Annotated in this window: 7 protein-coding genes; 5 read left to right on the forward strand and 2 right to left on the reverse strand. The window is 68.7% G+C overall.

Features of this window, described 5'->3' with window-relative positions:
* The first annotated feature begins 432 nt into the window (after positions 1 to 432).
* Positions 433 to 5130 carry a BREX system serine/threonine kinase PglW gene (gene pglW / locus ACFV6X_RS01915; RefSeq protein ID WP_385376156.1) on the forward strand — a complete coding sequence of 1566 codons (4698 nt, stop codon included), beginning with the start codon at positions 433 to 435 and terminating at the stop codon, positions 5128 to 5130.
* A complete protein-coding gene (pglX, locus tag ACFV6X_RS01920; protein ID WP_385376158.1) occupies positions 5127 to 8705 on the forward strand; it encodes a BREX-2 system adenine-specific DNA-methyltransferase PglX in 3579 nt (1192 codons plus the stop codon). The genes pglW and pglX overlap by 4 nt, the downstream gene beginning before the upstream one ends.
* Before the next feature lie 63 nt (positions 8706 to 8768).
* Here pglX and ACFV6X_RS01925 read toward each other — a convergent pair whose 3' ends face one another.
* On the reverse strand, positions 8769 to 8978 hold the full coding sequence (locus ACFV6X_RS01925) for a DUF397 domain-containing protein (protein ID WP_385376161.1): 210 nt from the start codon (positions 8976 to 8978) through the stop codon (positions 8769 to 8771).
* On the reverse strand, positions 8960 to 9802 hold the full coding sequence (locus ACFV6X_RS01930; RefSeq protein ID WP_385376163.1) for a helix-turn-helix domain-containing protein: 843 nt from the start codon (positions 9800 to 9802) through the stop codon (positions 8960 to 8962). Before ACFV6X_RS01930 ends, ACFV6X_RS01925 begins: the two co-directional genes overlap by 19 nt.
* A 201-nt stretch (positions 9803 to 10003) precedes the next feature.
* Between ACFV6X_RS01930 and ACFV6X_RS01935 the strand changes: the two genes are divergently transcribed.
* The 3 genes from ACFV6X_RS01935 (at position 10004) to ACFV6X_RS01945 (ending at position 12645) form a co-directional block, all read left to right on the forward strand.
* Positions 10004 to 10294 carry a hypothetical protein gene (locus ACFV6X_RS01935; RefSeq protein ID WP_385376166.1) on the forward strand — a complete coding sequence of 97 codons (291 nt, stop codon included), beginning with the start codon at positions 10004 to 10006 and terminating at the stop codon, positions 10292 to 10294.
* A complete protein-coding gene (locus tag ACFV6X_RS01940) occupies positions 10291 to 10542 on the forward strand; it encodes a hypothetical protein (protein ID WP_385376169.1) in 252 nt (83 codons plus the stop codon). Before ACFV6X_RS01935 ends, ACFV6X_RS01940 begins: the two co-directional genes overlap by 4 nt.
* A gap of 162 nt (positions 10543 to 10704) precedes the next feature.
* Complete coding sequence (locus ACFV6X_RS01945; RefSeq protein ID WP_385376172.1) at positions 10705 to 12645, forward strand: DNA/RNA helicase domain-containing protein; 1941 nt, start codon at positions 10705 to 10707, stop codon at positions 12643 to 12645.
* Positions 12646 to 12689 lie beyond the last annotated feature (44 nt).

Here is a 12689-nt window from a genome sequence, read left to right on the forward strand (position 1 = left end):
GAGGAGCTCACACGGCATGCCGAATTCCGGCTGTCGGCGCGCACGCCGGGACGCCGAGATCCCCCCGGTCACATCGTAGGTCGAGCGGTTCGGTGCCGGTGTGGAAGTAGTCAAACTGCGCCTCGGCGGGATCACGCGTCCTCGGAGTGGTTCCTTGTCGTTCCGGCCAGGCGCGGACGTCCGCCGGCTGCGGCCTCACCGTCGGCTGCGCCTCGCGGACGAGAAGCCCACGGTTCGGGCGTCCGATGCCCGGCTGTTCGCGGCGGAGCGTCCTCCCCCCTCGTCTCCTGGTCCGCCGTCCGGGACGTACCCGCTGTCGGCGGCCACGACTAGGATTCACCGGGTCCGCGACGTGGTGGAAACGGTGCGAAAGGCCGGGAGACCAGGAGCGGGCGCCCACTGGAGTCGGAGTGCAAAAGGCGGGGACGGCGCATGCGGGAAGGCCGGTGGACCACGGTCACCGAGTCCGAGTTCGACCATGAACACCGTGGCCTGGAAGCCATCCGGGAGCAGCTGCCGGACGCCGATCCGTGGCGGGCCTGGTCGAACTTCACCTTCACCGCTCACACCGGTCACGTCCGCGAGGTGGACCTTCTCGTCGTCGCCCCCGGCGGCGTCCACATGATCGAACTGAAGGACTGGCACGGCTCCGTCACCAGTGAGAACGGCACCTGGGTCCAGACCACCCCCGGCGGGCACCGTCGCCCGCACGGCAACCCCCTCCACCTCGTCAACAAGAAGGCGAAGGAGCTCGCCTCCCTGCTCGGCCAGCACGGCAGGCGAGTGTGGGTCGGCGAGGCCGTCTGCTTCACCGACGGCGGCCTGCGCGCGCGCCTGCCCGCCCATGACCAGAACGGCGTGCACACCGTCGACGAACTGGTCGCGATGCTGAAGCGGCCGCCCCGGGACGAGCGGCGCCGGATCACGGCCGTCGAATCCCGCGAGATCAAGACCGCGCTGGACCGGATCGGCATCCGCAGGAGCGAGGCGGAGTACAAGGTCGGCCCGTACCAGCTGGACCGGAAGTCATTCGACTCGGGGCCGACCTGGGCCGACTACAAGGCGCACCACAGCGAGCTGCCCGAGGTGGCCCGGGTCCGCGTCTACCTGAGCGAGCGCGGGTCGGACGCGTCGATCCGGCGGTCGGTGGAGAACGCCGCTCGCCGCGAGGCGGCGGTGTTGCAGCGGTTCAAGCACCCCGGCGTGGTGCAGCTCAAGCAGTACTACCCGTCTGGACACGCGGCGGGCCCCGCGCTGATCTTCGACTACGACCCGCGCACCCTGCGCCTGGACGAGTACCTGCTCCAGCACGGCAAGAGCCTGGACATCCTCGGCCGGATGGCACTGGTCCGCCAGCTCGCCGAGACGATGCGCTCCGCCCACTCCGCCCGGATCCACCACCGGGCGCTGGCCGCCCGCGCCGTCCATGTCGTCCCCCGCGACCGGGGCCGCCGCGGGCAGGTCATCGGTGAGGACGCCGCCTGGCTCACGCCCCGCCTGGAGATCTCGGACTGGCAGATCGCCACTCAGCGTGCGTCCGGTTCGGAGGGCGGGAGCGGCCAGGGCGTGACCCGCTTCGCCCCGACGGCATTGTCGGCGATGCACCTGTCGGAGGGTTCCGACCCGTACTTCGCCCCGGAGCTGACCGCGCTGAAGGCCGACCCGGTGTACCTGGACGTGTACGGTCTCGGCGTCCTCACCTATCTGCTGGTCACCGGGAAGGCTCCGGCCGCGAGCCAGGCCGAGCTGCTGGCCCGTCTGGAGGCCGGCGAGGGCCTGCGCCCCAGTTCCCTGGTCGACGGCCTGTCCGAAGACATCGACTTCCTCGTCCAGGCCGCGACCGCCTACCGCCCCGGACAGCGACTGTCCTCGGTGGACGAGTTCCTGGAGATGCTGGAGATCGTCGAGGACGGTCTGACCGCGCCCTCCTCGGCCGCCGGACCCGAGCCCGCCGACTTCCCCGAGGAGGCGGAGAAAGACCCGCTGGAGGCGGTGGCCGGTGACGTGCTCGGCGGGCGCTGGGAGGTGCGCCGCCGCCTGGGCACCGGCTCCACCAGCCGGGCGTTCCTCGTCCGCGACCTCGAGGCCGAGGCGCGCAGGACCCGGCCGCTGGCGGTCCTGAAGGTCGCCCTCTCGGACAGCCGGGGCCAGGTCCTGGTCCAGGAGGCCGAGGTGATGAACCGGCTGCGCCCCGACTCCCGGGTGATCCGGCTGGTCGAGCCGGAGCCCCTGCGCATCGGGAACCGCACCGTCCTCGCCCTGGAGTACGTGGGCGACGAGCGGGAGAGCCTCGACCACGACCCGGAGGCCGCCGAGACCGGCACCCGTACCCGCACCCGCCGCCGCGAGGAGACCGTCGCGCGCCAGCTGCGCGAGCACGGCCGCCTGCAGATGGACCAGTTGGAAGCGTACGGCGACTACCTGTTCGGCGCCGTCGACTTCCTGGAGGGCGAGGGGGTCTGGCACCGCGACATCAAGCCGGACAACATCGCCATCCGGATCCGTCCCAACCGCACCCGCGAGCTGGTCCTCATCGACTTCTCGTTGGCGGGCTACCCGGCGAAGGACCACGAGGCCGGTACGGAGGGCTACCTCGACCCGTTCATCGGGACCCTGACCCGTACCGCGTACGACTCGCACGCCGAGCGGTACGCGGTCGCCGTCACCCTGCACCAGATGGCCTCGGGCGAGCTGCCGAAGTGGGGCGACGGCTCGGTCCCGCCCCGGATGACGGACGAGAAGGAGTTCCCTTACCCGACCGTCCAGGCCGACGCCTTCGAGCCCGCCGTGCGGGACGGGCTGGTCGCCTTCTTCCGCAAGGCCCTGCACCGGGACGTGGCCCAGCGCTTCCCCGACCTGAAGCCGATGCGGGACGCCTGGAAGCGGATCTTCCTGAACGCCTCGCAGGCGGTGCCGTCCAGCCATCGTTCCCGCCACCCCGAGCCCGCCCCGCAGCCGGCCCCGGCTGGTGGGCGCCCTGCGTCGATCGCCGACGCCGAACCTCTCAGCGCCGACGAGCAGCGTGAGCGCCTCGCGGCGGCGGTCACCCGCGACACCCACCTGTCCGCCGCCGGTCTCACCCCGGCCGCCGAGTCCTTCCTCTACGGTCTCGGGATCACCACCGTGGGCGGCCTTCTCGACTACAGCCGCAGCAAGCTCCTCAACGCACCGGGCCTCGGCACCAAGACCCGCACCGAGGTGCAGCGCCGCCAGCGGCAGTGGGGCAGGTTGCTGCGGGAGACGCCGCTCTCCCCGCTCACCCCGAAGGGCCGGGCGGAGGCCAAGGAGGAACTGGCGCAGCTCACCGCCGCCGAGTCGGCGGTGGCCGGGGCCCTCGCGGTCGGCGAGGGCGCGGCCGGGCTGACGGAGTCCGCCCTGCGCTCGGTGAGCCTGGACACCCTCGCCACGCTCTTCGTCCCGGAGCTGAACAACAACCGCTCCAACGCCAACAAGGTCGAGATGGTCCGGCTGCTGTTGCGGCTGCCGGACGAGCACGGGGAGCTGCCCGGCATCGGCGTGTGGCCCAAGCAGAAGGACGTGGCCGAGGCGCTCGGGCTGTCCGCCGGCCGCATCCCGCAGATGCTGAAGGAGGAGCGCAAGCGCTGGAAGAAGCTGCCCGCGGTCCAGGCCCTGCGGGACGAGATCGTCGGGCTGCTGGTGGACCTCGGCCGGGTCGCCTCCGCCGTGGAGATCGCGGACGCGCTCGCCGTACGGCGCGGTACGCAGCTTCCGGAGCGCGAGCAGCGGCGCGCACTAGCGCTGGCAGCCGTCCGGGCCGTGGTCGAGGTGGAGCAGCTCCAGCCGGAGGAAGCGGAGTTCCAGCACCAGCCGAACCGCAGGGCGACGGAGGAGTCGCTGGCGGCCGGGCTGCTCGCGCTGGACGTCCGCGAGGTCGACGCCCCCGACACCCCGACGGCTCCCGGCCTCCTCGACTACGCCACCCGTCTGGGCAGGACCGCCGACCGGCTGGCCCGCCTGGAGACCCTGCCCACGGCGACGACGGTACTGAGCGAGCTGGGCGCGCTGACCCCGCCGCCGGGCGTGGTCGACTGGGACGAGCGCCGCCTGGTCGAGCTGGCCGCCGCCGCGTCCGTCAACGCCGCGGCCACGCCGCGTCTGGAGATCTACCCGCGCGACCTGCCGCTGGTACGGGCACTGCGCCTGACGCAAGCCGGACTGGTCCCGCTGAACCCGGGGGTGCCCGAGGCGTGGCAGCCGGGCCTGCGTCCGGAGGACATCCACGAGCGGGTACGGGCCCGCTTCCCGGAGCTGGTCGTCCAGGACGCCCGGGGCAGGAGCACCCACGAGCTGCCGACCGGCGGGCCGCTGACCAAGGCGCTGCGGGAGGCCGGCTTCGACCTCGCCCTGTCGACGCACGAGGACTCCGGGAAGCCGCGCTACCTGCCCACCCGCATGGACGACGCGTCCAGCTACCTGACGGGCGTGGCGGCCCGGCAGTCCACCTTCGTCGGCTCAGCGACCCGGTACTCGGACGACCCGCTGCTCGCGGGAGCGGTCCGCGCGGACGAACGGCTCCTCGCATCCGCCCGGCGCGACGGCTACCGGGTGCTGACCGTGCACCACGGCCGCACGGTCGAGGCCGTACGGGAGCTGACGGCGGACCGCATCGGCGCGCAGCCGGTGTCGGTGACGGAGCTGTTCCTGGAGTCCCTGCACGCGCTGGTCCCGCCGGGCACGAAGCCGACGTGGGAGACCCTGCTGAAGGCGGACGTGGCCGAGCCGGGATCGCGGGGGGCCATGAAGTTCACGGAGTACGCGCGCACGGCGTGGGGAACGGTCGAACCCCGGGTGCGTGAGCTGCTGGCGCCGGGGGCAGGCTCGGGTCCGGTGCTCCTGACCGAGGTGGCGGTCTTCGCCCGTTACGACGCGATGGGCGTCCTGGACCGGCTGGCGGAGGCGGCCCGGCAGGGCGGGCGGGGGCTGTGGCTGCTCGTGCCGCAGCCGGACCCGGCGCGCGAGCCGAGGCTGGGGCAGGTGGCCGTGGCGTACCAGGCGGGCCTGGGCGAGTGGATAGAGCTGCCGGACTCGTGGGTGCGCAACGCCCACCGGGCCGGCGCGATGGGGGCGGGAATGAAGATGATGAACGGTACCGAGGGAGACGCCAAGTGATCGACCGCAAGGCCCTGTTGGACGACCTGAAGGGGCAGGTCAAGGCGGTCGAGGCCGACCTGGGGCGCCAGGTGAAGGTGGTGCAGGAGGGCGAGAAGCTGCGCGCGGAGTACGACCGTGCGCGCAAGCTGGGCCGTACGGCGGCGACGTGGAACTCCTGGCTGGACGAGCGGGTCACGCAGGTCGCGGTGGCGTGGGTGCTGGGCACGGTGTTCGTCCGCTTCTGCGAGGACAACCGCCTGATCCCGGAGCCGTACCTGACGGCTCCCGAGGACGACCGGCGCGACCTGGCGCTGGCGCGGTTCGAGGAGTACGTCGCGCGGTCTGACGACCCGACGTACCGGGGCTGGCTTGAGCAGGCGTTCGAAGAACTGGGCGCGGGGCAGGCGGGACGGCTGCTGTTCGACCGGCGGCACAACCCGCTGTACCAGATCCCGCTGTCGCACGACGGTGCGCGGGACCTGGTGGACTTCTGGCGCGCGCGGGACGAGCACGGCGTGCTCGTCCACGACTTCCGGGATCCCCTGGAGGAGGACGGCGACGGGACGCGGGGTTGGGACACGCGCTTCCTGGGCGACCTGTACCAGGACCTGAGCGAGGCGGCACGCAAGACGTACGCGCTGCTCCAGACGCCGGAGTTCGTGGAGGAGTTCATCCTCGACCGGACCATGGACCCGGCGGTCCGGGAGTTCGGGTACGAGGGCCTGAAGATGATCGACCCTACGTGCGGGTCGGGGCACTTCGTGCTGGGGGCGTTCCGGCGGTTGGTGCGGCTGTGGGCGGAAGGTCGGCCCGGGAAGGACGTGCACGAGCGGGTCCGGGAGGCGCTGGACTCGGTCCACGGGGTGGACCTGAACCCGTTCGCGGTAGCTATCGCTCGGTTCCGGCTGCTGGTGGCGGCTATGGCTGCGAGTGGGGTGCGAACGCTGGCGGAGGCCGCGAAGTACGAGTGGCCGATTCATCTGGCGGTGGGCGACTCACTCATCAAGCACCGACACAAGCAGGGGAATCTGTTCGACGACTTGGAGGAGGAGGGGGCGGATGAGCTGGCCGACTTCAAGTATGAGACGGAGGATGTACACGAGCATCCGGGGATTCTTGAGCCGGGGCGGTATCACGTGGTGGTGGGGAATCCGCCTTATATTACGGTGAAGGATAAGGGGCTTAGCAAGCTTTACAAAGAGTTGTACAGCGCCTGCGCATTGCAGTACGCCCTCTCCGTGCCGTTCGCTCAGAGGTTTTTCGAGCTAGCAAAGTCCGGCGATGGCCACGAATTGGGCTATGGACTGGTCGGCCAGATCACAGCAAACTCTTTCATGAAGAGGGAATTCGGCACGCAACTGATCGAAACATACTTCGCACACGAGGTCGAACTGACAGAAGTCGTCGACGCGTCAGGCGCATACATCCCCGGTCACGGCACACCTACCGTCATCCTTATAGGCCGACGTCGTAGCGGGAACAAGCGTTCCACGTCTATTCGAACCGTACGCAGCGTACAAGGCGAACCCCGGACACCTGACGTCGCAGAGGAGGGGCTCGTTTGGAAAGCAATCGTCAGCCAGATTGATAGCCCAGGGTCTATAAGCCAATGGGTGTCAGTTGACGACCTTGATCGCGATCGACACTTCGGGAAACAGCCTTGGATTCTTGCCGATGGTGGTCTTGAGCTGAATGAGCAGATCGCCGCATGCAAGGTCAGCACCCTGGCTTCAGTAAAGCGAGCGATTGGCCGCTACGCCCACACAGGTAGCGATGAAGTTTACTTCGCACCACGCAAGACGTGGGAGCGTTATCGCGTGGCAGCATCCCACGTGATACCGCTCGTAGGCGGAGAAGCAGTCCGCGATTGGGAAATCCGGCCCGAAATTGACGCACTCTTCCCATACGGAGCTGATCTCCGGGCAGAGCTCACAGACGACCTAGCACCCCTATTGTGGTGCCATCGATCCATCCTTCGCGAACGGCGTGAACCCGGCGGGACTCACGAAAACATCGGCCTAACCTGGTACGAGTGGAGTCGATGGCATCCTGAGCGATTTTCAGCTCGACTCGGCATTACATTTCCTTTCGTGGCCACCCACAACCATTTTAGCCTTGAGCGCGGAGGGAGAGTATTCAAGCAGACCGCCCCTGTAATCAAGCTACGAGAGGGGGTCAGCAAGGAAGAATACCTGCAACTACTCGGACTGCTCAATAGCTCTACAGCCGGATTTTGGCTTAAGCAAGTGAGCCAACCGAAGGCTGGGGGAGGAAACGGTCGAGGTATGCAGGACGAGGCATGGGAGGAGCGGTATGAGTTCACCGGGACGAAACTCCTGGAATTTCCGCTTCCCGCCACTTATCCAAGCCTAGCTGCGGCCGCTATGGAATCCCTCGTACAGGAACTCGCCGCCACCAGTCCTGCTGCCATTGCAGCAAAAGGGACACCAACTATGAGCGCCTTGCGTGACGCTCAGAGTCGATGGCTTGACATCCGCGCTCGCATGATTGCCCTACAAGAAGAAATCGATTGGCAGGTCTATTATCTTTACAGCCTGCACTCCGAAGACCTCTGCATGCCTGAGGAATCTGATCTTCCCGGAATTAGACTCGGAGAACGCGCCTTCGAGATCGCGCTTGCTCGCCGGGCCGCGCGTGGGGAAATTGCCACTGCATGGTTTACGCGACACGGGTCCACGCCTATCACAGAGATCCCTGCGGAATGGCCAGACACCTACCGCGAGGTCGTCCAGAAGCGGATCGACGCCATCGAGTCGTCTCGCGCCATCGGCATGATCGAGCGGCCGGAGTACAAGCGCCGCTGGGCCACCGAAGGGTGGGACGCGCTTCAGGAGAAGGCACTCAAGGGGTGGCTGCTCGATCGGATCGAGGACCGGTCCCACTGGTTCGATGAGAACGACATGCCCGTCCTCGTCGCCCTCTCCCGCCTCACCGACAACCTGTCCCGTGACGAGGACTTCGTCTTCGTCGCCAAGATCTACGCCCCCCACAAGGAACTGCCCGCCGTCGTCGCCGAGTTGATGACGACCGAGCACGTGCCCTTCCTCCCCGCCCTGCGCTACAAGCCCTCCGGGCTCAAGAAGCGCGCGGACTGGGAGCATGTCTGGAGGCTTCAGCGTCAGGAGGACGCTGCCCCGGACGAGCCGACCAAGCGGAAGATCCGGGACTCCATTCCCGTGCCGCCGAAGTACACCTCGGCCGACTTCCTGCATCCCTCATACTGGCGGGCGCGCGGCAAGCTGGACGTGCCCAAGGAGCGGTTCATCTCGTACGGGCGGACCAACGCGGCCACCCCCACCCTCTACGGCTGGGCCGGCTGGGACCACCGCGAGCAGGCGATCGCGCTCGACACGTACATCGCCACCCACGAGGGCCTGACCACCGAAGAGGTAACCCCGCTCCTCGCCGGGCTGCTGGAACTCCAGCCGTGGCTGGACCAGTGGCACAACGAGCCCGACCCCCTCTTCGCCCCGACCCCCGCGAAGTTCTTCGAAGGCGACCGGCAGATGGAACAGGGCAAGCACGGTCTCACCGACGACGACCTGCGCGCCTGGCGTCCGGCCAAGAAGTAACCAGGCGGGTATGACAACGGCCCTCGCGGTAACGATCAACGCGAGGGCCGTGGATACTCCGTGTCAGTCGCTCAGGCAACCACTCTTGACCGCCGCCACAAAAGAAGACCAGCCGCCAGCCGGGAACACGAGCGCTGGACCGTGTGGAACCTTGCTGTCCCGTACCGGGACGACGGCAGTGAAGTCGTCGGAGACCTCGACACACTGACCGCCATCCGAGTTGCTGTAGCTACTCCTGCGCCAGGCGACGGCGCTCAGGTCGATGGTTCGCATGGCACTTCCTCCAACACGCGCCGGATGTACTTCCGCGACTCGTCCGGGGGCAGGGCCAAGTCGCGCACCGCATCGTACATTTGCTGGAGATCTTCGACTTGACTAGCGGTCTCGACAAGGTCGCCCCGACTCGCGCTCTCAACGTAGGCCACGGTGCGGCCGCCCGGCACTCGTAGAAACATCACGTCGGTGTGGGAGAGGCTGTGAGGTCCCGCGCTGTGTGGAAGCACCTGAATCGCGACCATGGGCCGCTCGGACATCTTGACCAGGTGTTCTAGCTGCTCACGCCAAGCAGCGGTGTCCCTCAACGGAGTGCGCAGCACTGTCTCGGACAGGATCGTACGGAAGTGTGGTGCGTCCTCTCCTTCCAGCAGGTCACGTCGACTCAGCCGAGCCTTGACCTGCTGCTCCAGCTCCTTGTCCTTGAGCCGCCCCGCCGCAAGGACCTCCCTCGCGTATCCGCGCGTTTGAAGGAGCCCTGGAGGCACGCCCACCGCGAAATGCCAGAGACTCACCGCATCCGCCTCCAGCGCCATGTACCGCCGGTACCGCTCCCGGAACTGCGTATGGTCCCCGGCCGCCAACTCCCAGAGCGCGAGCAGCAGCCCCGGCGTTCCGTAGTGCGTGTCGAGGGCCTGGACGACCTCCGGGCTGCCCAGCGTCTCGCCCTTCTCCATCTTGCCGAACAGGGACCAGTCCCAGCCCAGCCGTTCCCCGAGCTGCCGCAGGCTCGTCCCGCTGCCCGCCCGCAGGGTGCGCAGTTCCTCGGCGAAGCGCTGACGTGGTTCCTGGCTGCGACCGGTGATGACGCGTCGTTGCGGCATACGGCTGGCTCCCCTCCGAAACGCTCGCGAGGACGGTGTGGAAGGTGTGGAACGACCTCCGGGGCGCGGGGAAGCACGCCCCTGTCCACGGCCTGGCCGCCCGGATCCCGGCGCATCCTCGTAACGCCCGGACTACGCAGCGTAATTCACCCAGCGCAGCCGGGTCCTGGAATCCGTAGGACTGGACCGACGAGGACGACGATGACCCCCACACCGCGACACCCGGACCACGCGACGGCGATCGACCATCCAGCCGACGCGGGCAGCCCGCCACCCACCGCTCCGAAGGTCCAGGAGGCCCTGGACGCCCGTGACGCCCTCGCCTCCGCGCTGAGCCGGGCCGGTATCCAGCTCCCGTCGATGGACATCCGCACCCCGTGGGTGGACGACCGCGAGGGCGAGGCCCGGTACGCGCTCGTCCACCTCGGGGTGTGCTCGGCGCCCGTGGCCCTGATGCTCGCGGACGTGATCCTGAAGGGGATCAGCACGTGACGGAGGACGACGACCGGGGCGGAAGCCCGAGCGAGGTCCCGGCAGTGGGAGAGGCCGTACGCGACACCTCCCGCGACCGGGTCGGCCGGGTCATGGGCCACGAAGGCCCGTACCTCCAGGTCCGGCCGCTCGGCGGCGGCCGCGAGTGGGATGCCGACCCACGTCACGTCCGGACACTGAGCCAGGACGAGCTGCTGAGCGCCCTCCTCGCCGAGGTCAACGCCCGCTCCCGTCAGAGCACCAAGTGACCGTGCCGTCCGTCACCGGACGTGGCCGAACCCGTACGGAATCCCCTCCTCTTGATCGCCGCGCTCACCTAGGATGTCGACACAACATCTCAGCGGCCCGACGGGCTTCCTGATCCGCCATCGCACCCGCTCCACGGCGGTGCGCGGCGGACACCGCAGGACATGCCCCCACCCGCACGAGTCTTCTTCGTGCTGCCTGGGGGCATTTCCTTGCTGTTCCGTGAGTCCGCGGCGTCCGTGGCCACCCGCATCCTCGAAGGGTCGCTGGCGCTGCATCTGACCGAGAACTTCCGTCACCTGCACGGCAGGAACGCCGCACAGGCGGAGATACGGTCCTGGGAACGCAGTCTCCCCGCTCTCGTCAACGCCCTCATGGAAGCCGGGCTCGGCGAGGTCGAGGTGGTCATCGAGTACAGCCTGCCCCTCACCAGCAAGCGCGCCGACGCCGTTCTGGCCGGCGTGCATCCGACGACGGGACAGCCGTCGTACGTCGTCGTCGAGTTGAAGCAGTGGAGCGAGGCCCACCCGGACGAGGAGGACCCTCTCCTGTGCCGGCTCGACGCCTACCCGCAGCCCGTCCTCAACCCGATCGAACAGGTGCGGGGCTACTGCGAGTACCTGCTGTCGTTCAACGCGGCCCTGGAACGGATGCCCGGGTCGCTGGCCGGGGTGGCGTTCCTGCACAACGCGACCGAGTCCCGGATCGCGGGGCTGCGGAGCGTCGAGGAGGACCAGTACGGCCGGATGTACACTGCCGACCAGCGCGGGGCCTTCCTCGACTTCCTGCGATCCCGGCTGGCCGCCAAGTCCGGCGCGGAGGCCGCCGACCTGCTGAGGGACGCCAGGATCCGGCCGTCGAAGCAGCTGATGGCGGTCGCCGCGGCCGAGATCCGCGACCGCGAGCAGTTCGTGCTCCTCGCCGAGCAGCGGGTCGCCTACGAGATGGTGATGTCGGCCGTGCGCAAGGCCAAGCGCGGCAACCACAAGAAGGTCATCGTGGTGACCGGCGGTCCAGGCTCCGGCAAGAGCGTCATCGCGATGTCGTTGCTGGGCGAGCTGTACCGGCGCGGGGAGACCGCTCTGCACGCCACCGGCTCGGCGTCTTTCACCAAGACGATGCGCAAGGTCGCCGGGCACAAGAAGCGCGAAGTGCAGAAGCTCTTCATGTACTTCAACAGCTTCATGGACGCCGAGCCGAACGACCTCGACGTGCTGATCTGCGACGAGGCGCACCGGCTGCGGAAGACCTCCGCCAACCGCTACACCAAGGCCGAGCTGCGCACCGGCCGGCCGCAGGTCGCCGAACTCATCGACGCGGCCCGGGTGCCGGTGTTCCTGCTCGACCAGCACCAGGTCGTGCGGCCCGGCGAGATGGGGACGAAGGAGGAGATCCGGCGGGCCGCCGCCGCGGAGGGGCTCGACTGCACGGTCATCGAGCTGGACGGCCAGTTCAGGTGCGGCGGCAGCGACGCGTACGAGAAGTGGGTCGTCGACCTGCTCGGCCTGGAGGGCGGCACGCCCGGCCCGTGGGAGCCCGACGGCAAACTGGAGCTGCGGACCGCCGAGAGCCCGCATGAGTTGGAGGACTTCCTCGTCGCGAAGCGCGCGGAGGGCTACGGCGCGCGGATGTCGGCCGGTTACTGCTGGAAGTGGACGACCAAGGTCACACCCGAGATGACAGCGCTTCCCACCGATGTCGTCATCGGCGACTGGGCGCGGCCGTGGAACGTGTACGGCGACCGGTCCGTGTTCGGGGCCCCGCCCGCGCCCCTGTGGGCCACCGAACCGGAAGGTTTCGGCCAGGTCGGGTGCGTCTACACCGCGCAGGGCTTCGAGTACGACTGGTCAGGCGTCATCATCGGTCCCGACCTGGTGTGGCGGACGGACCGGTGGGTCGTGGACCGGTCGGCGTCGAAGGACCCGATCTTCACCAAGGCGACGCCGGACAGCGAGATCGACAAGCTGATCCGCAACACGTACAAGGTGCTGCTGACGCGGGGCATGGTCGGCACGATCATCTACTCGACCGACCCGGAGACGCGGGAGAAACTGCGGTCGCTGGTCCATCCCGCGTCCGGCGTGGAGGCGCCCGCGCTCGTGTAGTCGGGCATGTGCGAAAAGTGGTCACCCGTTGTCAGCGGTACGCC

Origin of the sequence: Streptomyces sp. NPDC059861, from assembly GCF_042731435.1 — a bacterium.
Lineage (GTDB): Bacteria > Actinomycetota > Actinomycetes > Streptomycetales > Streptomycetaceae > Streptomyces.